Annotated in this window: 20 protein-coding genes; 8 read left to right on the forward strand and 12 right to left on the reverse strand. The window is 67.2% G+C overall.

The features are described 5' to 3' along the window. Positions 1-35: 35 nt before the first annotated feature. Positions 36-1,265 (reverse strand): S8 family serine peptidase, encoded by a 1,230-nt coding sequence (locus KY501_RS22365; RefSeq protein WP_224365266.1) that lies wholly within the window; start codon positions 1,263-1,265, stop codon positions 36-38. Positions 1,266-1,356: 91 nt separating this feature from the next. Here KY501_RS22365 and KY501_RS22370 point away from each other — a divergent pair, with 91 nt between their 5' ends. Further along, on the forward strand, positions 1,357-2,907 hold the full coding sequence (locus KY501_RS22370; protein WP_224365267.1) for a M17 family metallopeptidase: 1,551 nt from the start codon (positions 1,357-1,359) through the stop codon (positions 2,905-2,907). A 30-nt stretch (positions 2,908-2,937) separates the two neighbouring features. Here the strand turns inward: KY501_RS22370 and KY501_RS22375 are convergent, their stop codons facing one another. Together KY501_RS22375 and KY501_RS22380 are read right to left on the reverse strand one after the other, a co-directional pair. Beyond that, entirely contained in the window at positions 2,938-3,363 is a 426-nt protein-coding gene (locus tag KY501_RS22375) for a hypothetical protein (protein WP_224365268.1), read from the reverse strand. A 29-nt stretch (positions 3,364-3,392) separates the two neighbouring features. Beyond that, positions 3,393-4,598, reverse strand: coding sequence for an ATP-grasp domain-containing protein (locus tag KY501_RS22380; RefSeq protein WP_224365269.1), 1,206 nt, complete (start codon positions 4,596-4,598; stop codon positions 3,393-3,395). Positions 4,599-4,647: 49 nt separating this feature from the next. On the opposite strand from KY501_RS22380, the gene gloA reads away from it, so the two are divergent. Next, the gene (gloA, locus tag KY501_RS22385; RefSeq protein ID WP_224365270.1) at positions 4,648-5,037 is read left to right on the forward strand and encodes a lactoylglutathione lyase; all 390 of its coding nucleotides are present in this window, start codon (positions 4,648-4,650) and stop codon (positions 5,035-5,037) included. Positions 5,038-5,141: 104 nt separating this feature from the next. On the opposite strand, the gene KY501_RS22390 is transcribed toward gloA, so the two are convergent. The 4 genes from KY501_RS22390 to KY501_RS22405 form a co-directional block, all read right to left on the reverse strand. Further along, entirely contained in the window at positions 5,142-5,807 is a 666-nt protein-coding gene (locus KY501_RS22390; RefSeq protein WP_224365271.1) for a hypothetical protein, read from the reverse strand. Positions 5,808-5,944: 137 nt separating this feature from the next. Then, entirely contained in the window at positions 5,945-6,790 is an 846-nt protein-coding gene (locus KY501_RS22395) for an alpha/beta hydrolase (protein WP_373691633.1), read from the reverse strand. A gap of 28 nt (positions 6,791-6,818) precedes the next feature. Continuing rightward, positions 6,819-7,583 (reverse strand): RNase H family protein, encoded by a 765-nt coding sequence (locus tag KY501_RS22400; RefSeq protein WP_224365272.1) that lies wholly within the window; start codon positions 7,581-7,583, stop codon positions 6,819-6,821. Between the two features lie 204 nt (positions 7,584-7,787). Continuing rightward, on the reverse strand, positions 7,788-9,719 hold the full coding sequence (locus KY501_RS22405; RefSeq protein ID WP_224365273.1) for a M4 family metallopeptidase: 1,932 nt from the start codon (positions 9,717-9,719) through the stop codon (positions 7,788-7,790). 140 nt (positions 9,720-9,859) lie between these two features. Here KY501_RS22405 and KY501_RS22410 point away from each other — a divergent pair, with 140 nt between their 5' ends. Then, the gene (locus KY501_RS22410; protein WP_224365274.1) at positions 9,860-10,906 is read left to right on the forward strand and encodes an NADP-dependent oxidoreductase; all 1,047 of its coding nucleotides are present in this window, start codon (positions 9,860-9,862) and stop codon (positions 10,904-10,906) included. On the opposite strand, the gene KY501_RS22415 is transcribed toward KY501_RS22410, so the two are convergent. From KY501_RS22415 to KY501_RS22425, 3 genes are read right to left on the reverse strand one after another with little or no spacing between them, the layout of a single operon-like run. Next, positions 10,881-12,065, reverse strand: coding sequence for an iron-containing alcohol dehydrogenase (locus KY501_RS22415; protein WP_224365275.1), 1,185 nt, complete (start codon positions 12,063-12,065; stop codon positions 10,881-10,883). The two genes, KY501_RS22410 and KY501_RS22415, sit on opposite strands and share 26 nt — an antisense overlap. 36 nt (positions 12,066-12,101) lie before the next feature. Continuing rightward, on the reverse strand, positions 12,102-13,559 hold the full coding sequence (locus KY501_RS22420) for a glutamine synthetase family protein (protein WP_224365276.1): 1,458 nt from the start codon (positions 13,557-13,559) through the stop codon (positions 12,102-12,104). A gap of 27 nt (positions 13,560-13,586) precedes the next feature. Beyond that, on the reverse strand, positions 13,587-15,077 hold the full coding sequence (locus KY501_RS22425) for an aldehyde dehydrogenase family protein (RefSeq protein ID WP_224365277.1): 1,491 nt from the start codon (positions 15,075-15,077) through the stop codon (positions 13,587-13,589). Positions 15,078-15,160: 83 nt separating this feature from the next. Between KY501_RS22425 and KY501_RS22430 the strand changes: the two genes are divergently transcribed. The 4 genes from KY501_RS22430 to KY501_RS22445 all read left to right on the forward strand — a co-directional run bounded on the left by KY501_RS22430 (position 15,161) and on the right by KY501_RS22445 (position 18,207). Next, the gene (locus tag KY501_RS22430; protein WP_224365278.1) at positions 15,161-15,898 is read left to right on the forward strand and encodes a glutamine amidotransferase; all 738 of its coding nucleotides are present in this window, start codon (positions 15,161-15,163) and stop codon (positions 15,896-15,898) included. A 13-nt stretch (positions 15,899-15,911) separates the two neighbouring features. Continuing rightward, a complete protein-coding gene (locus KY501_RS22435; protein ID WP_224365279.1) occupies positions 15,912-16,364 on the forward strand; it encodes a hypothetical protein in 453 nt (150 codons plus the stop codon). Positions 16,365-16,379: 15 nt separating this feature from the next. Next, positions 16,380-16,850 (forward strand): hypothetical protein, encoded by a 471-nt coding sequence (locus tag KY501_RS22440; protein WP_224365280.1) that lies wholly within the window; start codon positions 16,380-16,382, stop codon positions 16,848-16,850. Between the two features lie 127 nt (positions 16,851-16,977). Beyond that, on the forward strand, positions 16,978-18,207 hold the full coding sequence (locus KY501_RS22445) for an AI-2E family transporter (RefSeq protein ID WP_224365281.1): 1,230 nt from the start codon (positions 16,978-16,980) through the stop codon (positions 18,205-18,207). A 14-nt stretch (positions 18,208-18,221) separates the two neighbouring features. On the opposite strand, the gene KY501_RS22450 is transcribed toward KY501_RS22445, so the two are convergent. Continuing rightward, the gene (locus KY501_RS22450; RefSeq protein ID WP_224365282.1) at positions 18,222-18,530 is read right to left on the reverse strand and encodes a hypothetical protein; all 309 of its coding nucleotides are present in this window, start codon (positions 18,528-18,530) and stop codon (positions 18,222-18,224) included. A gap of 10 nt (positions 18,531-18,540) precedes the next feature. After that, positions 18,541-20,154 carry a transcription termination factor Rho gene (rho, locus tag KY501_RS22455; protein ID WP_224365283.1) on the reverse strand — a complete coding sequence of 538 codons (1,614 nt, stop codon included), beginning with the start codon at positions 20,152-20,154 and terminating at the stop codon, positions 18,541-18,543. A 446-nt stretch (positions 20,155-20,600) separates the two neighbouring features. Between rho and KY501_RS53955 the strand changes: the two genes are divergently transcribed. After that, positions 20,601-22,703 (forward strand): LON peptidase substrate-binding domain-containing protein, encoded by a 2,103-nt coding sequence (locus KY501_RS53955; protein ID WP_224365284.1) that lies wholly within the window; start codon positions 20,601-20,603, stop codon positions 22,701-22,703. Positions 22,704-22,721: the final 18 nt, after the last annotated feature.

Raw genomic sequence — 22,721 nt, forward strand, 5'->3', positions numbered from 1 at the left:
CCGCAGTGAAAAGGGGGGGAGGCCTCAAACCCTCCCTACCTGCGCCGTTCGGCCTCGGAGATGGCCGCGGCCGGCTGCACCACACCCCACCCCTGCCGCTCCACCGCCACGCTCGGGAGACGTCTCGCCGTCGCAATGAGGATTCGTTTGACCTCCCACGGTGGCAGACGTGGATTGGCCTCGAGCATCTGCGCGACGATGCTGGTGACGATGGGAGCGGCGAAGGAGGTGCCGTCCACGTGCTTGTAAGCCCCTGAAACGACTTTCTGATCTCGCAGCTTGGAGCCGATCAGCTGTCGGATGAGGTAGGGCTCGTCGTTCTTCACCGCGTCGAGTTCACGGATGACGCCCGGGTGCTGGCCCACGACTTTGCTGAGCTCGGCGTCCGGTGTCGTATCCAGCAGGGTGAGCAGCTCCGCCTCCTGGGCGGTGGGAGTGTCCGGGAGGATGGGGGCGACGACCCAGATGGCCGGGGCCATGACCTCCGGCTTCTGCAGCCCATCGATCGTGGGACCGAAGCAGGACCAGTAGGTGCCCATGCGGCCCTGGCGCGGGTCGCCGCGATCATCCAGCCCCCCCACCGTGATGACCGCAGGGGTGCTGGCGGGAGAGATGACGCGGTTGTTGCCGTGCGCGGCGTTGCCCACGGCGCAGACGACGGTGATGCCAGCGCGGACGGCATCCTCGGCGGCCTGGCAGATGGGATCCACCAGGTAGCTCGCCTCGTAGTCACCGCCGGCGGAGATGTTGAGCACGCGGATGCCGAGCTCTTCCTTGTGCGCGATGACCCAGCGGATGCCTCGGGCGATGTCGTCGTGCTTCACGCGGGACAGGTGCCCCACCTTGACGAGGACGAGGTCCATCTCGGGGGCCAGGGACTTGAACTTCCCCTCGGAGAGGAATCCGTTCCCGGCGGCCACGGTGGACGTCATCATCCCGTGCCACATGGAGTTGTCCGGCTTGCTGATGAGGTCCAGGCCCTCCTTGTCGTTCACCAGATCGTAGTAGCGGCGGATGCGGCAGCGCGGCTGCATGAGATCCGAGTGGGCGAAGAAGCCCGAGTCCAGGAACGCAGCGGTGACGCCTCGACCCTGGTAGTGCGGGTTGACCGCGAGCCGGCTGGCGATCGGGAGGATCTCGATCAGGGCGGGCTCTCCCTGGGGCCAGACGGTGTGGGGCTCCTGCTCGAGGAGGGGGCGCTCTCCGTAGACGACGCTGCCAGAGGGCTTGGACGGGGTGTCGGACTTGGACGAAGTGTCGGACATGAGGGGTCGCGGAAGATACCGGTCGGGTTCCGGTGCTGCCCAGTGGTTTTCCAGGCCAGTTCCCGAAAGGACCTGTGGGATGGTGCCACGCGTGAACACGAAATTCAGCATCGAGGGCGTCGCGGACATCTCCGCGGCTGCGAAGGACACGGACGCGCTGGTGGTGGTGGCCCCCGCGCCCTTGAAGGCATCACTGGAGACGCTGGGGCTGCCGCAGGAGTGGAAGCGCGCGGTGGAAGCAGCGCTCAGCGTGGATCGGGCGCTGGCGGAGGGAAGTCCCGGGCCCACGCTGGTGGCCGCGCCTTCCGCACCGGGAGGCCGGATCATCGTCTCGCCGACCGCTCCCATCACCTACGACACGGACGACTGCCGGGTACTCTCGGAGGCGAGCGCCGCCGCCATTGCACGGGCAGTACAAGCGGGTGCGTCCCATCCCCTACTCGCCGTGGGGGTGCCGAAGGAGCAGCGCTTCGCTCGCACCCTGGAGGTCTGTGCCCTGTCGTCCGCGGCCACCGCGTGGGAGCCGCTGGAGGCTCGGGAGTCTCCCTCGCGCAAGGCGCCCCCCACGCAACTGCGCAAGCTCTCGGTGTTGAACCTGTCGAGCCAGGCGGCGGCCCGAGCCTCCGCGCTGGAGACGGGACGGGCGCTCTGCCGGGATCTGGTGACGGGAGGCCCCGAGCGGCTCACCCCGCTGCGCTTCGCCGCGTACTGCGAGGAGGCCTTCGGGGGTACGGGCGTGAAGGTCTCGGTGCAGAAGGACGTGTCCGGCTATCCGCTGCTGGCGGCGGTGGCTCGGGCGTCGATGGTGGTGGAGCACCACAGGCCTTGCGTGGTGACGCTGGAGTTGGTCCCGGAGGGGCCTGTCACTCGCACGGTGCTCTTCGCCGGCAAGGGCGTCACCTATGACATGGGCGGCGCGGACCTGAAGACGAACGGCGGCATGGCGGGCATGTCTCGCGACAAGGGGGGCGCCGCGACGGTGGCGGGGCTCATCCGGGCGCTCGCCGAGCTGAAGATCCCGGGGCTCCGGGTCATCGCGCAGCTGGGCATGGTGCGCAACAGCATCGGAGAGGAGTCGTTCGTCTCGGATGAGATCATCACGTCTCGCGCGGGCGTGCGCGTGCGCATTGGGAACACGGACGCGGAGGGACGCCTGGTGCTGGCGGATCTGCTCGCGGCGCTCAAGGAGGGCGCGGATCCGGCGACCTCGGTGCTCGTCTCGGTGGCGACACTGACCGGGCACGTCTACCGGGCCTTTGGGCCCTACGTGGGAGCCATCGAGAACGGGGCGGCGCGAGCGCAGGGCTTCATCCGGACGCTGAGCGAGGCCGGAGAGCTGCTGGGCGAGCCGCTGGAGTCCACCGTGCCCCGGCGCGAGGACTACCTCTTCGTGGCGCCCAAGGCTCCGACCGAGGATGTGCTGTCGAGCAACCGGCTCGCGAGCGTGGACACGCCGCGCGGGCACCAGGGCCCGTTTGCCTTCATCGATGTCACGTCCGGGCTGCGGTCCTCGAAGCTGCCGTTCGTCCACCTGGACATCTCGGGAGTGGTGGTGACGCCCGCCGACTGGCAAGCGGGCAAGCCCACCGCGTCGCCCATCGCAGCCCTGGTCGAGGCGCTCGAAGTCCGTCAGCGCGGCTGAGCAGAGCGGCACGGGAGCCGGTGCACCGGCTCACTCGTACCAAGTGGGAACAATCTGCTGGATCGCGGGTTCCGCCGCGATCCGGCAGACCTTCTCCCAGGCCGCATCGGTCATGGCCTTCGTGTCATCGACGCAACTGCCGTTCGATCCAGTATCGAAGAAGTAGAGCGTCTCCCTCGAAGGGTCACAGCCCGCGCGTCCCCGTGATTCCCCCGTGCGCAGGGTCGGCACCAGCGCTCGGAGCCGGGCTGCCAGTTGCACATCCTCCTTCGGCACGCAGAACTCGAGCGAGCCATCGCTGAGGCACCCCGTGGCCTGGGTGACGCGGATCTTCTCGAGCGGACAGGCTCCGGATGCGGCCTCCTGGGCCGCGGGCTCCCCTCCCCTCGACGTCGAGGAAGAGGAGCACCCGCAGAGAGCACTGGAGACGAGCAGGCACGGCAGCATCCACCGCATCCGGGCACCTCCGCCTCGCGCTGAGCCCGTCAAGAGGTCGACTTGGCCGGCGCGGGGAGCGAGGCGTGGAACTCGCGCGAGATGCGCTCCAGGTAGTTCTTGAGCAGCTCCTCGACCCGCTCCTGCTTCGGCGAGCGCACGACGAACCCGATGTGGTTCTTCTTCTTGAGGCGGTCGACGATCTCCGGGTCCGAGAACGAGGAGGTATCCGGGTACTCATCTCGGGCGAGCGAGATGATGACGCCACCGAACTCCTCGCGAGACCTCGGAGCCTTGTAGGCGAAACCCTCGCCTTCGATTTCGAGCTTGGCCCACTCGCTCCAGAGATTGACGCCGGTAGCGGCCTCGACCGTCTCGGAGATGTTCGCCCCCCCCACGCGAGCAGAGGTCTCGATGAAGTAGGGCTTGCCGTCATCGCGGCCGATGATGAACTCGGTGTGCGAGGCGCCTCGGCGCAAACCGAAGCCCTTGAGCACCGCAGCGTTGGCCTTGATGAGCTCAGCGGCTTCCTTGGAGTCACGTCGCATCGTCCGCGTCACATAGATGCCGCCCTCGTGAGCGACCTCCAGCAGGGGCCGGCCGTAGCGCCCTACCTCCACGAACGCGATCTCACCGTCCTGCGTGATCGAGTCCACGTGGTAGAGGTCGCCGGGGATCATCTGCTCCAGGACGTGGAACGACTGGCGGTCGCCCAGCCCGTGAATGGTGGCCCAGGCCTCGTCGGCGGACTGGAGCTTCTTGATGCCGACAGCGGAGGCCTCGGAGCGCGGCTTGATGAGCCACGGAGCGGGCACCTCCTCCAGGAACTTCGCCACGTCCGGGTAATGGAACACGGGTGTGAAACGCGGGACGTTGATGCCCAGCTCGCGCGCCTTCACGCGCATGGCGAGCTTGTCCCGGAAGAAGCGTGCGGCCGTGTCGCCCATGCCGGGCAGGCGGAAGTGCTCGCGCAGGGCGGCGCCGACCTCCACGTCGAAGTCATCCAGGGCGACGATCCGGTCGATGCGCCGTTCCCGGAACAACCACGCCACACCATTGATGAGCGCCGCGCGGTCCTCGAACGAGGGGACGGAGTGGAACTCGTGGATGTACTGGCGGGCCCAGTCCTCATCCTTGAAGCGCTCCGAGGTGATGAGGATGACGTAGCAGCCCTCTTCATGGAGTCGCTGGAAGAAGCGATTGCCCTTGAAGAAGCTGGCGAGACACAGCACGTTCAGGCGGGGGGAGGGGCTCATGTCCCTCAACCTCAACCCGACTTCAGCCTGAGATCAACTGGAAGACCTGATGAGAATCCTGCATACCATGCTGCGCGTGGGAGACCTGGAGCGCTCCCTTGACTTCTACACCCGCGTGCTCGGAATGAAGCTGCTGCGCCGCAAGGACTATCCGGACGGGAAGTTCACCCTGGCCTTCGTGGGCTACGGCCCCGAAGAGACCCACCCGGCGCTGGAGCTCACCTACAACTGGGGCACCTCGAAGTACGAACTCGGCAGCGCCTATGGCCATGTCGCGCTGGGCGTTCAGGACATCCACGCCACGTGCGAGTCCATCCGTCAGGCCGGAGGGAAGATCGTCCGCGAGCCCGGCCCCATGAAGCACGGCACCACCGTCATCGCTTTCGTCGAGGACCCGGACGGCTACCGGGTGGAGCTCATCGAGCAGCGCGCCTCCTGAATGGAGCAGCCGCGCCCATCGGGATTGCCAGTTTTACTTGAATTACGAGAAGTAGACCCGCAGGCAGGAGACGACACGGGGCGCTCGCCACAGCGGGGGCGCCGTCACTCGGCGCCGCGCCGTCGCCGAGCCGCCTCGCGGCGCTTGAGCATCTCTTCCCGCTGCTGCGAGACGAGCTCGCGGGCGCGAGGCTTCTGCTGCTCCGTCAGCACCTTCTCCGCCTCCTCATAGGCGCTGTTGTCGTTCGCCTCCATCTCATCGAGCGTGGCCTTCATTTGAGCGAAGTGCTCCTGCATGGCTTCCCTGTCGGGTCCGCCACCGCGGCCTCCTCTGCCGCCACCGCCCATGTGACCGCCCCCCATCCCTCCGCGACGGCCTCCGCCCATTCCGCCCATTCCGCCGCCCCCCATGGGCCCTCCCATTCCGCCACCACCCATGGGTCCTCCCATTCCGCCCTCCCCCTCTCCACCGCTGCTCCCACGGCCTCCACCTGGAGGCCCCCCCTGCCCTCGGGGAGGCCGAGACTCCTCCAGCTTCTTGCGCAGCGGTGCGTTCTTCTCCTGGAGACGGCCCTCGATCTCATCGAGCTGCGTCACCTGCTCTGGGCTCAGGGACAGTTCCTCACGGTGCTGGACCAGCAGCGCCACGGAGGAAGGAAAGTCCTTGAGCGCCGGCCCTGCCTCCGCGCTCGGCGGAGCTTCCTGGGGCGAGGAGTGAGAACAGGCGACGAGGGAGAGGGGCAGCAGGAGCGCTGCGAATCTGAGCGACATGGAGGTCCTCGAAAAACAAAGGGGTGACGTCATCAAACCCCCGAGGGCCTCCAGAGTGAGTCCGTGAAATATTTCTTCATCTGCCTGAAGCATTCGGTCATGCACAGGCATCGCTCGGCCACTCGCGTGGCCGGTTCCTACGGTCCGCGGGCCTCGGAGCCTGGAGCGAAACACTGGCGCAGCACCTGCGGTGAGGACGCGCGGTAGATGTTGTCGTGGCGCAGGTCCGGCCTGGGCACGTACTGCCAGTGCAGCCCGGCTGGTGCGTCCTTGCCAAGCACTTCCGCCAGGCGCGCGGCGGCGGAGACGATGTTGTCCTCATCGGCGGACGACAGGAACAGCGTCTTGCGCAGCTCCGACTGGGCCTTGAGCCGCTCATCAGCCTTGCGGACCAGCTCCTCGTTGTTCCACCAGAGGCTGGGGCTGAGGGCGATATAGGTGTCGAACATCTCGGGCTGCAGGAAGAAGGTCTCGACGATGAACAGCCCGGCGAGCGACTCGCCGATGATCGCGGTCTCGTCCGTCACCCGGTACCGGCGCCGCACCTCCGGCATCAACTCATTGCGGATGAAGTCGCGGAAGGCCGCCGAGCCTCCGACACGCGGAGCAATCTTGCGATCCTCGTCCACCTCGGTCGGGCCGGTGACGTCGCGGCGCCGCTCGGTGTTCTCGATGCCGACCACGATCATCGGCCGCATCTCGCCAGCCCGGATGGCGGTGTCGACGGTGGCGGAGACGTGCGGGAAATCCTCCTGCTCGCCGCCATCGGGCATGTAGAGGACCGGATAGCGCGTGTCCGGCGCCGCGTCGTAGCCCGGCGGAGTGTAGACGTTGATGCGCCGGGTCTCCTTGAGCACCGCCGACTCGATCGTGAAAGACGCGTGCGGAAGCACCGCCTCGGACGGCGCCACGGCCCGGTGGCAACCAGCCGCGAGCGCGGTGAACAGGAACAAGCAGGTGAGCTTCATCGACAGTCGCGGCAACGTGTTCTCCTTGGCACGAGCATGAGTGTCAGTCTTCTGACTGAACGTCCTGGGCCATGACGCCCCAGTCCTCCAGAACCTTCGCTTCCTCCTGGGCACTCCGCGTCTTCTTGAAGCGGGCCCCGGATACGCCCTTCACTCTGCGCTCGCACGCAGCCCAGGAAGCATGGCGCTTCACGGACTGGCCCACCTGGCTCAAGTAGGAATACGCCTTGCCCGAACCCTCGCGCTTCTCGGACTTCTCCTCGGGAAGCGACGTGTCCTCGGGAAGCTCAAGCACCGCCACGCCGTACCCTTGCAGGGAGCCGGCATAGAGCTTCACGGACCGGCCCTTGGAGAAGTCGACGGCGATGACATCCACCCGCTCGTTGCCCGGAACACCTGCGTGCCCTCGGACATAGTGCCACTCCACGGCGGCGGCCTCGGCGGAGAAGGTCTGTTTGCGCTGGGCCATCAGCGCCATCAGCCGTTTCCAGTACGCGGTATTGGCCACCTCCTTGCCGTCGGCGGTCTTCCATCCGCGACGGCTCCAGCCGAAGGCCCAGCGGGTGATGCCCTGAATCACATAGGTGGAGTCCGTGTAGATGTGCAGCGGGCCGGGCGTCTGCTCCAGGTGACGAAGCACCTTGCCCACGGCGGTCATCTCCATCCGGTTGTTGGTGGTCTCCGGCTCGAAGCCTCCAAGCTCCGTCACATCTCCTTCGGGGGAGACGATGATGACGCCCCAGCCTCCCGGACCGGGGTTGCCTGAGCAGGCGCCGTCAGTGAAGACCAGAAGGGGTCGGCTCTCCATGCCTTCACCCTATGCGGCTACGGGCTCCCCTTCCAGGGAGAGCTCGAATCTCACCAGGCGTATGAATTGCCTTCGAACAGGGGCGCTCGGTGGCGGCGATGGACCGCACTGGTATGACCGCCATACCAGTGGGCGCGGACCGAGCCCGAAAGGCAGGGCCCTCCGCGGCGATGAACTGATCCGCGGAGGCCCTCGAGCCGTGGCTCAGTAGGTGCCCTTCATCGTGACGTTGGTGAAGGCGCTATAGCCGCGCGAGCACGCGTACCAGGTGCCGGCGGCCGGGTTGCTGAGAGTACACGTCTCGGAGTTGCCGCTCAGATAGGGACGGCAGTTGTAGGTAGTGGTCGTTGGCGCCGCGCCGAGCCGGACATACAGGTCCGCATCGCCTGTGTTGCCAGTCCCCCCCACCTGGTTGAACACCAAGGAGCTCTTGCCCGCAGGAACATCGAGCGTCCAGCACGTCATCGAGCCCACGGCGCCGCCATATGGAGCCGTGGCCACGCCATTGGTCAGCGGTTGGGTGGGCGGCGGAGGGGAAACCACACCCACGCCCACGGCCTGCCACGCAGCGCTCACGGCATTGGCCTCGGTCTGGCCGTAGAGCTGCAGTGCCGACTGCTCCGTGTACGTCTTCGCCTGCGCGAAGTTCGTCGAGGCCGTGAAGATGTTGGCGTTGGCCCAGTGCCAGATGTGCGCAGCCTTCTCGACACCGATGCCGGGCACCACCACGCTCGTCTTGCCGCGCGGGTGCGTGCCGCCCTTGGCCAGCAGCGCGAAGGCCAGGTTGGAGATCCCCGAGCTGTAGTGCACGTCCGTGTTCCCGTTGTAGTTCGGGTAGTAGTCGAGCGATATGCCGTCCCTGACTGGATCGTCCATGTAGCGCAGCGCATCCCCTGGGGTTGCGGGAGTCCAGACATCCTCGCCGATCTTCCAGATATCCGGGTCTGGCAGCACGAAGCCCCGGGTCCAGCTCTCGCAGATGGCGGCCGCGGCGTCCGAGAAGCTCTCATTGAGGCCGCCGGACTCACCCGCGTAGGTGAGGTTGGACGTCGATTCCGTCACCGCGTGGTACAGCTCGTGCGCCACCACATCCAGATCCTTGCAGAGCGCGGAGGAGTTCGCACCATCGCCATCTCCGCAAACCATCTGGGTGCCATTCCAGTAAGCGTTGACGTAGTTGGTGCTGTAGTGGGTCGTACTGATCAGCACCGCGCCCGCGTTGTTGTACGAGTCGATGCCGAAGACGGCCTTGAAGCACTCGTAGACAGTGCCCAACACGTCATAAGTGCCATCCACGTTGGTATCGCCAGTAGCCGCCCCTCCTTCCGAGCGCCTGAGCGTGCCGGGAAGGGTGGTCCTGTTGTTGCCGCTGTACACCTTGCGGTTCTTCGCGTTGAAGATCCGCGGAGCCCTCAACTCCACCGCGCTGGTATTGGCATTCACGTACACCCGGTCATCCACCGGGGTGTCATCCGCCAGCAGGCCCTGCACACGCACCTCGTGCGCCAGGACGAGCTGGTCGCTGACGTCGCGCACGTACACCAGGCGCTCGGCCCTGGCCTCCCGGTTCGACGCGCTCGTCGCTTCGAGGGCCCCCCGGGCCGCGGCCTCCGCCGAGATTCGCGGCTGGACAAGCGGGAGGCTCGGCTGGAGCGAGTCGCGCGCGGAGCCGTTGGCGGCGTAGACGACTCCGTCTGGGTCCACGTGGAGGAGGAGCTCACCGCCGATGACGGGGAACCCGTTCTTCAGCTGGCTGAAGCGCAGGTGCTGGTGCCCCTGCTCATCCACCGTCATGCGCTGGAACACCAGATCCTCCGTGTGGAGGCGGTAGACCGGAGCAATGCTTGCCAGCGCCGCTTTCACGGTCGCCTTCACATCCGCAGCGGCCAGGCCCCGTGCCGAGGCCGAGGCCGTGCCCAGATGTCCCTTGATGAAGTCCGGTGTCCCATCGCGCTGGGTGGAGAGGACAGAGACTCCGCTCATGGCACTGAGCGCCTGCTGGATGTCCGTGCCGTCCCTCTCGCTTGCCAACGACAGCGTGTCATCGGCCGCTGAGAGCAGTTCGGTGGAACCGCAAGCGACGAAGACAAAACCCACGCACGCCGCGCGGAGCGTCCTTGAAAGTTGATGGCTCAAATCCATTTCCTCCTGGGAAGGAGAAAGCGTCCATTCAAAGACTCATTTTGAAAAGCGATTTCTGCCACTCGTGGTGAGGGGTCACCGGAAGTCATTGCCAGCACGGCTCGATGGTCCGATGGTGCGGCCTGGAGGAAGCCATGTCCGACAGCACTCTCAAGAGCCGCCAGGTGGTCCTGGCCCGCTACATCCACGGGCACCCGTCGCCCGAGGACTTTCGCACCGAGACGATCGACATCCCTGCCCCCGGAGACGGCCAACTGCGAGTGCGCACGCTGTATGCCTCGGTGGATCCCGGCGCGCTCGCGAGGCTCGGCGGAGAGGCCTCGTATGTACCGCCCATGGCACTCGGGGACGTGATGGCGAGCGCCGTGGTGGGCGAGGTGGTGGACTCGCGCCACGAGCAGTTTTCCCCGGGAGACCTCGTGGTGGGCAGCTGGGGTTGGTGCGAGGTGGCGGTCGTGGGCCCGAAGGGGCTCCGCAAGGTGGAACCGGGCCCGGAGCCGCTGTCCGCCGAGCTCGGCGTGTTCGGCATCCCGGGGCTGACTTCGTACTTCAGCATTTTGGAGCTGGGAAAGCCGCGCGCGGGAGAGACGGTGCTCGTGTCCTCGGCCGCGGGGGCAGTGGGTTCCGTCGCCGGGCAGATCGCGAAGCTGCAGGGAGCGCGCGTGGTGGGGATCGCGGGAGGCCCGGCCAAGTGCGCCTGGGTGCGGGAGCTGGGCTTCGACGAGGTCCTCGACTACCGGGCGGAGAAGGATCTCACCGCGGCCATCCAGCGCACGTGCCCCGAGGGCGTGGGCGTGTACCTGGACAACGTGGGAGGCGCGATGCTGGACGCGGCGCTCCTGAACATGGCGCTGCGAGGGCGCGTGGTGCTGTCCGGGCTGATCACGGAGTACGGCGTGCCTCCCGAGCAGCGGCACGGCCTGAAGCACACGCCCCGCTTCATCACCCACCGCCTGCGCATGGAAGGCTTCGTGGTGTTCGACTACGCCGATCGTTTCCGGGAGGCTCGCGCGGCGTTGTCGCGCTGGGTGAGCGAAGGCAAGGTGAAGTACCGGGAGCACGTGGCGGAGGGGCTGGAGTCCGCTCCCTCCGCGTTCGCGGGCGTGTTCCGAGGAGAGAACCTCGGCCGCATGCTGGTGCGCGTGGGCTCTCCGTCTAGAACGCCTCGCGCGCCATCATGAGCAGATCTTCCTCCGTGCACTTGCGCGGGTTGCTCAGGTGCGAGGCATCCTCGAAGGCCTTGGCGGCGATGCGGGGCAGGTCCTTCTCCTGAACCCCCGCATCCCGCAGCCTCGCGGGGATGCCGATGGCCGCGTTCAGCTTGCGCACCCGCTCGATGGCATGGCCCGCGAGCACGTCCTCGCGCATGTTGGCGAACTCGCCCAGCGCCACCGCCACTCGAGCCAGCCGCGCCGTCGTCATCGGGCGGTTGAACTCCATCACCACCGGCAGGACGATCGCATTCGCCAGGCCATGATGGACGTTGGAGATGGGCGTCAGCGCGTGCGCCAGAGCGTGGCAGGCCCCCAGGCCCTTCTGGAAGGCCATGGCGCCCTCCATCGCGGCCACCATCATGTCCGCGCGCGCCGAGACGTTGCTGCCCTCCTTCACCGCCGTCACCAGCGAGCGCCCCACGCGGATGATGCCATCGATGGCCACGGAGTCCGCCAGCGGATGGAACCCGTTGGACAGGTACGCCTCCAGACAGTGGGTGAAGGCATCCATGCCCGTGGCCGCCGTCACGCCCGGAGGCAGCCCCAGCGTCAACTCCGGATCGCAGATGGCCGCCTTGGGCATCAGGAACGGACTGAAGATGACCGTCTTGCGCCCCGTGTCCGCCAGCGTCGCCACGCCCGAGCGGCTCACCTCCGAGCCCGTGCCCGCCGTGGTCGGAATCGCGATCAGCGGCGGCACATCATCCCGCACGTACTGGTCACCGCCCTTGGCGTCGTCATAGCGGGACAGCGGCGGCTCGTGGGTGGTGAGCAACTGGATCAGCTTGGCCGCGTCCAGCGGACTGCCGCCTCCGAGCGCCACGATGCCGTCGCACCCAGCGCTCCGATAGGCCTCCAGCCCCGCGAAAACGTCCTTCTCGGTGGGGTTCGGCTCCACGCGGTCGAACACCGCGTAGTCCACCCCGGCCTCCTTCAGCACGTCGAACACGCGCTGGGCCAGCCCCACCTTCACCACGCCGGCGTCGGTCACCACCAGCGGGCGCTTCATCTTCAGCCGCGCGACCTGCGCGGGCAGACGCTTCAGTGCGCCCACGCCGAAGACGATCTTCGTGGGCCAGGACATCTCGGTGACGCGCGCTTCAGTCGGCATATCGAACGGATGCATCGTAACGGGACCCGGTCCTTCCGTGTAGCGAGTGGATCAAATGAGTTCCATGTAGCGTTCGAGCTCCCAGTTCGTGACAGCGCGCTCGTACTGGCGAACCTCCCACTGGCGCGTCCGGACGTAGTGGTCCACGAAGTCCTCCCCAAGCAGCTCCCTGGCGCGATCGGAGCGCTCGAGCAGCGCCACCGCATCCTTCAGGTTGCGCGGCAGCGGCTGGGCGTTGACTTCGTAGCCATTGCCCGAGCACAGGGCCGGAGGCTCCACTTCGTTCTGGATGCCCCACAGGCCCGCCGCCAGGCTCGTGGCCATGCCGATGTACGCGTTCATGTCGGCGGCCAGTTGCCGGTACTCCAGGCGCGTGGACTTGGGGCTGTCGCCGATGACGCGGATGGCCGTGGTGCGGTTCTCCCGGCCCCACGTCGCCGTGGTGGGCGCCCACGTGTTCTCGACGCTCCGCTTGTAGCTGTTCACCGTGGGCCAGTAGAGCGCCGTCAGCTCCGGCATCAGCTCCACCAAGCCGCCGATGTAGTGCCGCATCGTCTGGCTCATGCCGTCCTTCGCGGACGAGTCATGGAAGAGGTTCTCGTCGCCCTTGAGGTCCCACAGCGACTGGTGCACGTGCCCCGAGCACCCCGGCAGCTTCGCGTTCACCTTCGCCATGAAGCACGCCGTCAGCCCGTGGCGCGCGCAGATCTCCTTCACCACCGTCTTGAAGAGCACCGCCTTGTCCGCGGCCTTCTCCAGCTCGTCGTAGCGGATGGCCGCCTCGAACACACCCGGGCCCGTCTCCGTGTGGAAGCCCTCGATGTCCACCCCGAAGGCGTTGCACCCGTCGATCAGCGCGTGCACCAGCGACGAGTTCAACGACGTGCGCAGCCATGAGTAGCCGAACATCCCCGGCGTCAGCGGCGTGAGGTCGTGGAACCCCTTCTCCCTCAGCGAGTGCGGCGTCTCCTTGAAGATGAAGAACTCGTACTCGGCGCCGAACTTCGGCAGGAAGCCCAGATCCCTCGCGCGCTTCGCCACCTTCTGGAGCAGCTGGCGCGGGCTGGGACCGAAGGGCGTGCCGTCCGGGTTCACGAAGTCCAGCAGGAAGGCCGCCGTGTCCGGCTCCCAGGGGATGATGCGCCCCGAGGACACGTCCACCCGTGCCTGCGCGTCCGGGTAGCCCGTGTGCCAGCCCGTCACCTTCGTGTTGTCGAGCAGCTCGTCTCCCAGGTCCCAGCCGAAAACGACGTCACAGAAGCCCAGCCCGCTCTTTGCCGCGGAGAAGAACTTGTCCAACGAGATGTACTTGCCTCGCCACACCCCGTCGATGTCCACGGCACCCAACTTCACCTTGCGAACGCCCTTCTCCTCGAACCACTTCCTCAGGAAGTCCACGCCACCTGGCTCGCGGTGGAGATGGCGCACGTTGTCGCCCTTCTCCTTCGCGCGAGCACGCCTCGCCATCACCGGATGAGAGATGACCTTCGCCTTGGAACGGATTGCCATGGGTACGCGCCCTCGTCTCGAGCTGAATCAGAGGCCCGCCGGCAGCTTCGTCCACACCGCCTTGTACTGGAGGTATCCCTCCAGCGCGTGGTGAGACAGGTCCCGGCCCCAGCCGGATTCCTTGTAGCCACCGAACGGCGCCGCGTCGTCGAACTCGTTGAAGCAGTTGATCCACACCACGCCACTCTTCACCTTGCGCGCCATGGCGTGCGCCTTCGCCACGTCGCGCGTCCAGATCGCCGCCGCCAGGCCGTAGTTGGTGCCGTTGGCGATCTCCAACGCATGCGCCTCATCCCGGAACCGGATGCAGCTGAGCACCGGCCCGAAGATCTCCTCCTGGGCGATCTTCATCTCCGGCTGCACATCTCCGAAGATGGTGGGCTTCACGAAGTTGCCCTTCGCCTTGGAGCCCTGCGTGTCCCGCTCACCACCGGCCAGCAGCTTCGCGCCCTGCTTCTTGCCGCTCTCGATGTAGCTGAGGATCGTCTCCAGTTGCTTCGGGCTGATCTGCGAGCCCATCTCCGTTTCGGGGTCCAGCGGATCGCCCACGCGCATCTTCTGAGCGCGCTCGGCGAGCCGGCCGACGAAAGTGTCATAGGCCTTCTCGTGGACGAGCACGCGGCTGCCCGCGTTGCAGATCTCTCCCTTGTTGCCGAAGATGCCCCAGAAGCACGCCTCCACGGCCGTGTCGAAGTCCGCATCCGCGAGGACGATCTGCGGGCTCTTGCCGCCCAGTTCCAGCGTCAGCTTCTTCAGGTTGCTGCCCGCCGAGGCCTGCAACAGCCGACGCGCGGTGCGCCCCGATCCCGTGAAGGAGATCTTGTCCACGTCCGGGTGCCGCGCGAGCGCCTCGCCCGTTGGATCGCCGTAGCCCGTCACCACGTTGAGGACGCCCGGCGGGAAGCCCGCCTCCAGCGCGAGCGCGCCCAGCTTGAGCGCGGTGAGCGGCGTGAGCTCCGAGGGCTTCACCACCACCGTGCATCCCGCCGCCAGCGCCGGGCCCAGCTTCCAGCACAGCAGGCACGTCGGGTAGTTCCACGGAACGATGGCTCCCACCACGCCCACCGGCTCCTTGAGGCAGTAGGTGAGGAAGGGCCCGTCCACCGGCAGCACCTCGCCGGTGATCTTGTTCGCCCAGTCCGAGAAGTAGGCCAGCGTGGCGGCGCCCGGCGACACGTCTCCGCGGATGGCCTCGCGGAACGTCTTGCCGTTGTTCATGGACTCGACGAGCGCGAACTCCTCGCGCCGCTGCCACAGCAGCTCCGACAGCTTGCGGATGAGCTTGCCGCGCTCACTGGGGTTCATCCTGCTCCAGGGACCGGACTCGAAGGCACGGCGCGCGGCCTTCACCGCCTTGTCCACATCCGCGCCCGAGGCAGATGGCACGTCACAGATCTTCTGACCTGTGGCAGGGTTCATCACTGGAAGGCTGCCCCCTTCCACGGGGTCCACAGGTTGCCCATCGATGAGCAGCTTGAGGGCCGGAAGTTGTGGAGCGAGCGAGCGAGCGTCGGTCATGGAGATTCCTTGGATCACCTGGAGCGGCAGAGAACGGTAGGGATGGCCCAGAGGGGCGGCAACCCGGCGCGGAGAGAGGTTGGATGAAGAACGTTCTGTTGCTGAAAGCAGGAGATGCCGCGGCCTCGGTGCGCCTCTTGGTAGGCGACTACGACAAGTGGTTCCTTCAGGCGCTTGGACTGTCCGGTTATCGATTCGACGTCATCGCCGCGCACCAGGGCGCGAAGCTGCCCGCGGATGCCACGGGCTATGACGCGGTGATGATGACGGGCTCACCGCTCTCGGTGACGCAGTTGGAGCCGTGGATGGTGCGTGCGGCGGCGCTCATGGTGGATGCGGCGGAGCGGAGCATCCCGGTGCTCGGCGTGTGCTTCGGCCACCAGCTCCTGGCGCACGCGTATGGTGGCCACGTGGTGCGCAACCCGCTGGGCCGGGAGATCGGCACCATCCAGGTGGACCTCACGCCCGAGGGCCAGGCGGATCCGCTCTTCCGGGGGATGCCTCCGCGCGTCGCAGTGCAGGCCACCCACGAGGACATCGTCCCCGAGACTCCCAGTGGCACGGTGTTGCTCGCGGGCAATGCGAACACCGTTGTCCAGGCGCTCGCCTTCCGGCCGTGCTCGCGCGGCGTGCAGTTCCACCCGGAGGTACAGCCGGAGGCCATGCGGGCGCTCATCCAGGCCCGAGCGGAGCGGCTCGAGGAGGAGGCCACCGCGCGCGGCATGCCTCCCGGGGAGCGGGTGCTCCAACTGCTCGCGGGCATCACTCCGACGCCCTATGGGCGGCAGGTCCTGGTCAACTTCCTCGAGCACTTCACCTGACGACGAGGCCCCCGTGTCCCGAGCCCTGTTCCTCGCTCCCCTCTTCCTGCTGCTCTCCTGCTCCGACCGCGACTACTGCGCCGAGGCCCCGCTCTGCGAGAAGGACCAGGCCATCAACTGCGAGCGCTCGTGCTCGGTGGGTCCCTGCTCCACCGGCGCGAACATCGTCGAGTGCGGCCCCACCGCCAGCTGTGAGTTCGTCATCGGAGATACCACCTCGCCCCGCTTCTTCCGCTCCCGCGCGCTGTGCATCGAGGAGGGCTCCGCGTCCTGCGATCCGGACACCTCGGGCCCTCCGGTGTGCGACGGGCAGGGGTTGTTGATGGGCTGCAGCGGCTACAAGCGCATCATCCGCGCCTCGTGCTCGCAGGCGGCCCTCTACTTCACCAGTTCCGACTGCTGCCGGTCAGGCACCCCGAGCGATGGCGGCGTACCGGATGGCGGCTCCCCGGACGCGGGCCCGTGAGCTAGGGTGACACGCATGCCCTCGCGCTGGGATCATCTCTTCGAGGCGAAGCCCGTCCCCGTCCTGGACCATCTCCTGGAGGAGGTGGCGAAGCTGCTGGCCAAGGATCTGTCGAAGTGGCCTCCTCCTGTGCAGGAGCTCGATCTGGACGTGGGCGGCACATTCGCGCCGCTCTTCCTGGAGGCCACGCCCCGTCCCTCGCAGGCCGTTTATGAAGAGGCGCTGAGGCTGTCCCGCTGGGAGCTGGAGCGCGAGTTCGAGGCCTACGACGACTACATGCGCAACAAGCGCTACCTCGAACGGGGGCTGGCGCCCACGGACCGGCTGGCGCTGCTCTTCCTCAACCGCTGGCTCGTGGAGCAGATGCTGGGGCTCGGCGAGGCCACCGAGGGCCGCGTGAAGCGCCCGATGATGCGCCAGGTCCTCGACAAGGTGGAGGCACGCCTGCGCCTCGTCCAGCCGCCCCCCTCGGGCCTCATCCTCTGAGAAGCCCCGGAGAGCCCCCCCGACGCCTGCTCCGTATGGGTCCCAACCATCGGGTTCTCCCCAGGGGAGAGCCCCCTCCTCGGGGAGCCTTGTGGGCAGGGCGAGACCTCTGCCATAAGCCGCGCCCATGCTGCAGCCCCCTGAAGCCTCCGTCCTCTCCGAGCGCCGGAAGCGGCTCATCATCCTCGCCTGCCTGTGGGGAGCCATCGCGCTGGTGCTCGTCACCTTCCGCTCGGTGGTGATGCCCTTCGCGGGCGCGGCCCTCATCGCCTACCTCGTCCAGCCGTTCGTGGCGCGCATCACGCGGCTGCGAGTCGCGGGCCGCCAGGTGCCTCGGTGGGTGGCCATCCTGCTCATCTACGCCGTCTTCTTCGTGGGCATGTACCTGTTCTTCATCGCGCTGGTGCCGCAGCTCTACCGCGAGCTGGCGCGCATCAGCCGGGACGCGATCACCTTCGCCAACTCGCTCACTCCAGAGTACCTGCAGACGCTGGCCCACCGGGCCGAGGAGTGGCTGGGCGGCTACGGGATCCCCATCGCGCTCTCCAACCGGGGCGTTGAGGGAGCGGACGACGTGCCGAGCCCCTCGCTCAGCTTCGCGGTGGATCTGGCGCAGCTGCTCAAGGACATGGTGGCCCGGGCGTCCGGGCTGGCGCGCGAGAACCTGGGCAATATCGTCGGCATCTCGCGCAGCATCATCGGCGGGGTGCTGGCCGGCGTCTTCAGCCTCTTCTTCATCCTCATGGTGGCGGCGTTCTTCTCCATCGACGCGCAGGCCATCCGGCACTACTTCGGCACCCTCATTCCTCCCGAGTACGCCAGTGACGCGCGCGTGCTGCTGGAGCGCATCGACCGCTCGCTGTCCGGCGTGGTGCGCGGGCAGGTGACGATCTGCGTGGTGAACGGCACGCTCACGGCCATCGGGCTGCTGATCTTCGGGGTGAAGTTCGCCTTCCTGCTGGCCACCATCGCCACGTTCTTCAGCCTCATCCCCATCTTCGGGACGATCATCAGCTCGGTGCCCATCGTGCTGATCGCGATGGCGGACGGGTTCAACAAGGGGCTGATCATCCTGGCGTGGATCTGCGGCATCCACGCGCTGGAGGCCTACTTCCTCAACCCGAAGATCATGGGCCAGGCGGCGCGCATCCACCCGGTCATCGTGGCCTTCAGCCTCATCGCCGGGGAGCGCCTCTACGGGCTGGTGGGCGCGCTGTTCGCGGTGCCCATCGCCGCCATCTTCGTGGCGTGCTTCGACTTCGCGCGGACCAAGGCACAGCCCGCGCTGGCCGAACCGGCCGTTCCCGAGGAGAACCCCGCGCCCGCCGTCCAGCCCGCCCCGCCGCCAGCGCCCTGAGGCGTCTCAGGGCCTCACTGGCAGGCCGCTTCGCAGCGCGAGTCCCGGCAATAGGGGACACAGCGTCCGCAGTCGATGCTGTTGGCCTGACACGTCCCATCGCACCGGACGTTGGAACAGTCCGGCGCCTCCGACACATGCGTGGGGTGGGTGCCCTCGCCGCAGCATCCGTTGGGGGCGCAGTCGCTGTCCCGGTAGCAGGTCTTGTCCGACAGCCCGACGGGGATGTCGATCGGGTCGATGGGCTCACACCCCGTCCCCAGCAGGCCGAGTGACACTCCCAACACGAGGGCAGCCAATCGTCCGAGGCGGGGGCGGGGCATGAGGCTCCTCCTAGCGGTTCATCGAGCCCAGGAAGTCGATGTTCGACGGCGTGGGGCGCATGTGCTTGAGCACGAACTCCATCGCGTCGATCGGCGTGAACGGGTGGAGCACCTGCCGCAGGGCGGTGATGCGGATGAGGTCCGCCTGGCTCAGCAGCAGCTCCTCCTTGCGCGTGCCGGACTTGTTGATGTCGAGGCACGGGAAGATGCGCTTCTCGAAGAGCTTGCGGTCCAGGACGATTTCCGAGTTACCGGTGCCCTTGAACTCCTCGAAGATGACCTCGTCCATGCGGCTGCCGGTGTCGATGAGCGCCGTGCCGATGATGGTGAGGCTGCCGCCCTCCTCGATGTTGCGCGCGGCGCCGAAGAAGCGCTTGGGCTTGTGGAGCGCGTTGGCGTCCACACCGCCGGAGAGGATCTTCCCGGAGGCCGGCACCACCGTGTTGTAGGCGCGCGCCAGACGGGTGATGGAGTCCAGCAGGATGCACACGTCGTACTTCTGCTCGACCAGGCGCTTGGCCTTGTCGATGACCATCTCGGCCACCTGCACGTGGCGCGTGGCGGGCTCGTCGAAGGTGGAGGAGACCACCTCGCCGCGCACGCTGCGCTCCATGTCCGTGACTTCCTCCGGGCGCTCGTCCACGAGCAGGACCATGAGGTAGACGTCCGGGTGGTTGCGCGCGATGGCGTGCGCGATGTTCTGCAGGAGCACCGTCTTACCGGCCTTCGGCGGCGCGACGATGAGGCAGCGCTGGCCCAGGCCGATGGGGCAGAACAGATCGATGATGCGGGTCGTCATCTCCGACCCCTCGTGCTCCAGCTTCAGCTTGCGCGTGGGGTAGAGCGGCGTGAGGTTGTCGAAGAGGATGCGCTCGCGGGCCGCCTCGGACATGGGGTCCGCGAAGTTGACCCTGTCCACCTTCTGGAGGGCGAAGAAGCGCTCGCCCTCGCGCGGCTGGCGGATGGGGCCCGTCACCGTGTCGCCGGGCCGCAGGTTGAAGCGGCGCACCTGCGACGGGGACACGTAGATGTCGTCCGGGCTGGGCTGGTAGTCGCTGTCGGAGCTGCGCAGGAAGCCGAAGCCGTCGCTGAGCAGCTCGAGCACGCCCTCGGCGTGGACCTCGAAACGCTTGTCGGCGATGCCCGAGAGCAGCGCGAAGATCAGGTCCTGCTTCTTCAGTCCCTGGTAGCCCTCGATGCTGAAGTCGTGGGCCATCTTCGCCAGCTCGGTGATCTTCATCCGCTTCAGGTCATTGAGCTTGATGACCTGCATCGGAGCGCCATCGCGTGTCACCTCCGTGACAGCGGGCATCTCGGAGGGCTCGGCGGCGGGGGCGGCCGGCTCGGCGGCGGCGACGGCGCGGGCTTCCTGGAATTCCTCGTCGCGCACTGGGCGCGGCATGGGGGTCAGCACGGGGCGGGGGGCCTCGGCGGCCTCCTCGGCGGCCTCGGGCTCGGGAGCCTCCTCCTCTTCGGTGCGGCGGGAGGCGGTGCGGCGGCGCGTGGGGCGCTCGGGTTCTTCACGCTCGCTGGCCTTGGCTGTCTTGCGGCCACGCTTGGGGCGCTCCTCTTCGGCAGGGAGGGCGTGATCAACCTTTTCTTTGGTGGAACGGGCTTTGCGCATGATGGGGGAAGCGGTGCTGAGGGGCGCCCGAGGTTTCGAGCGCGGGGCTGTTGGCGGAAGTTTTCGCGGGGTGCGAGAAGGCACCGTCCTGGCGACACTGAGCGACTCGCCCGAAGCCCGCGGAGGACCGAAGGAGAGTCGAAGGGTGTTGGGAAGAAAGGGCACCAGGGGAACCCTGACGCCTTGAAACCGCTGGGCAGGTTATTGACGCCCCCTGGGGCTGTCAAGGCGTCGTTACCTCGCCTGCTCCCGGACGTCCTTTAGGGAGCAGGTGGTTCCCGGGGTTGGAACCGGTGGTGGGCGGTATTCCTTCCCGAAGCGAATCGGTGCAGGGCCAACAATTCCAGGGCCACCGGGCAGGGCGGACCTGTCCTGGAGTCCATCTCCTCCTTTGACTCCCTCTGGATGCACCCTCGTCAGTCTACGGACCAGGTATGCTGAGAGAGGTGCAACCCCCCACGTCGGCAGCCGTCTCCGCGCAGGCCCTGCTCAACGAGCTCAGAACGCGCTGGCAGCTTTGGCGCTTCAAACGAACCTTCTGGAAGTTCTTCGCACGGTGGCAACTGCTGGGCATCTTCCTGGTGCTGCTCACCGGTCTCCTCGTCTTGTCCTACCGAGGCTACCCGTGGGGCATCTTCCTGGTGCTTCCCGCCGTGAGCTATCTGGCCCGGTGTTTCGAGGAGACGTGGGAGGAAGCCCGCGAGCCGCACGCCGAGAAGCTGCTGACTCGCGCTCGAGCAGCGCAACGAGCGGGCAAGCTGAACCGGGCACTCCAACTCGCGCGGACAGCTTGGGCCGTGACGAGGACTGCCGAGTGCCACGACCAGGCCCTGGAGCAACAAGCCCGGAGCCTTCTCCTTCAAGGGGACGGCACCGCGGCGCTACGGGAACTCTCGCGCACCTCCTCGTATCACACGCCTTCTCCCACGCTGCGAATCCAAGCCCACCTGCTGGCCGGAGAGTCCTCCATCGCCCTGGCGCTGGCACGGCGGATGTTCGCGCAAGCGCCAAGACCGGAGACGGCGCGCCTCATTGCCCAGGCGCTCGTCCAATTGCAGCGTCCCGAGGAAGCGCGGCACTTTTCAAGCCTGGCGGGCAGGAGCGAGGAAAGCCCCCCAACCACCGCTCTCCGCCCCCATCCGGCAGCGCCCGCGTTCCGCCCGTGGGAAGTGCACCTGCCGTTGGGGTTCCAGGCATCCTGGATGATGGCGACGACCGTGGGGGCGCTGTTGATTAGCGCGGCAGGGGAATTCCCTGTGTCCTGGTGGGCACCCAAGCCCCAGGATCCGTATGAGTCTCCGGGCGCCTGGCTCTTCTTCATCCCGGGCATGGTGCAAGGCGGCTTGCTGGGGCTCGCGCAATGGTCGGTGCTCCGGCGGGTCTTTCCGGAGACTGGCCGCTGGCCGTGGCTCACCGCTCTGGGGTACGGGCTGGGGAGGATGACGGTCAAACTCCTGGCGGATGCTCGCGATCCGTTCCATCCCTCCTCCTCCCTGCTCACCGACGTCGCGTACCTAAGCCTTCTGGACTTAGTACCCATGTGCTTTCAAGCCCTCGTGCTGGGGCGATGGGTTCGGCGCTCGGCGACCTGGCTGCTGGCCATGATGGGAGCAGCACCCCTGGCGGAACTCCTCTTGCTCGGACTCCTCGGCTGGGCATGGCAGCCGGACTCGCCGCTCGCGTGGGCCCTTGCCGTGTTGGGGAACCGCGTGGGCGCGACCTTGCTCGGCGCGCTCATCCGGGGGCTGATCCTCGGAGGAGTGGGAGGCGCGCTGCTCCAGCGAGAACTGGCTCGGTTGCGGCAGCGCCATCCAGTCCCTCTGCTCCGCCCCCTCACCGCGAGTTTCCCTCATCTCTTCGCGCGCACCAGGCCACCCGTCTTCGAGAAGGAGGAGCTCCCCGAGAGACCCTTCTCAGTGGCGCCCATGAGCGGCAACCTGTTCTGCCCCGGGGCCGATGCCTTCTTCAACCTGTCGGAGGCGGAGTACATGCGGCTCTCCCTGGCCTTCTCCACCCATCCCTTCGTCATCGTCCCAGGGCAGGCGGAAACACCCTCGTGGCCCGGAGAGGATCCACCCCAGGTAGGCGTGCTGGCCGGTCTGTACGAAGCCCTGCAGGTGTGGCCAGGAGAGGACTACCGGATGACGGTGCGCATGCTGGCGCGCGTCCGTCTCCGGGAGTTCGTCCCGTCGGAACAAGGCACTCAGGCATGGGTTGAACTGATCGAGGACCTCCCCTGCACGCAGGCCCAGGTGCAGCTCGATCGGCTGCGGTACCGGCTCAACGATTACATCCGGAGCACTCTGGACCTGGGGTTGGAAGAGGCCCTGGGCTTGAGGGATCCGGTCTTCCTGGCGGACCTGATCGCCTCGGGCCTGGAGCTGTCGCTGGAGGAGCGCCGGGCCTTGCTGGAGGATTTGAACCCGGACTCACGCGTCACGCGGGTCTGCGAGTGGCTGGATCGGGCACTGCTGGAACCTCCGCGGCAGCCTGAAGGCATCAAGGCCCGTATCACGAAAGTGTTCTTCAACCGTGCCTGGGACGAGTGAGCGGGTTGAGCATGGAGC

Source organism: Hyalangium versicolor (assembly GCF_020103695.1).
Classification (GTDB): domain Bacteria; phylum Myxococcota; class Myxococcia; order Myxococcales; family Myxococcaceae; genus Hyalangium; species Hyalangium versicolor.

Coding starts and splice junctions, on each gene's coding strand:
- KY501_RS22400 (WP_224365272.1), bottom strand. CDS start 7,583: ATGGAGAGCCGACCCCTTCTGGTCTTCACTGACGGCGCCTGCTCAGGC.
- KY501_RS22410 (WP_224365274.1), top strand. CDS start 9,860: ATGTCCGACAGCACTCTCAAGAGCCGCCAGGTGGTCCTGGCCCGCTAC.
- gloA (WP_224365270.1), top strand. CDS start 4,648: ATGAGAATCCTGCATACCATGCTGCGCGTGGGAGACCTGGAGCGCTCC.
- KY501_RS22430 (WP_224365278.1), top strand. CDS start 15,161: ATGAAGAACGTTCTGTTGCTGAAAGCAGGAGATGCCGCGGCCTCGGTG.
- rho (WP_224365283.1), bottom strand. CDS start 20,154: ATGCGCAAAGCCCGTTCCACCAAAGAAAAGGTTGATCACGCCCTCCCT.
- KY501_RS22415 (WP_224365275.1), bottom strand. CDS start 12,065: ATGCATCCGTTCGATATGCCGACTGAAGCGCGCGTCACCGAGATGTCC.
- KY501_RS22425 (WP_224365277.1), bottom strand. CDS start 15,077: ATGACCGACGCTCGCTCGCTCGCTCCACAACTTCCGGCCCTCAAGCTG.
- KY501_RS22380 (WP_224365269.1), bottom strand. CDS start 4,598: ATGAGCCCCTCCCCCCGCCTGAACGTGCTGTGTCTCGCCAGCTTCTTC.
- KY501_RS22365 (WP_224365266.1), bottom strand. CDS start 1,265: ATGTCCGACACTTCGTCCAAGTCCGACACCCCGTCCAAGCCCTCTGGC.
- KY501_RS22440 (WP_224365280.1), top strand. CDS start 16,380: ATGCCCTCGCGCTGGGATCATCTCTTCGAGGCGAAGCCCGTCCCCGTC.
- KY501_RS22375 (WP_224365268.1), bottom strand. CDS start 3,363: ATGCGGTGGATGCTGCCGTGCCTGCTCGTCTCCAGTGCTCTCTGCGGG.
- KY501_RS22390 (WP_224365271.1), bottom strand. CDS start 5,807: ATGTCGCTCAGATTCGCAGCGCTCCTGCTGCCCCTCTCCCTCGTCGCC.
- KY501_RS22445 (WP_224365281.1), top strand. CDS start 16,978: ATGCTGCAGCCCCCTGAAGCCTCCGTCCTCTCCGAGCGCCGGAAGCGG.
- KY501_RS22420 (WP_224365276.1), bottom strand. CDS start 13,559: ATGGCAATCCGTTCCAAGGCGAAGGTCATCTCTCATCCGGTGATGGCG.
- KY501_RS22450 (WP_224365282.1), bottom strand. CDS start 18,530: ATGCCCCGCCCCCGCCTCGGACGATTGGCTGCCCTCGTGTTGGGAGTG.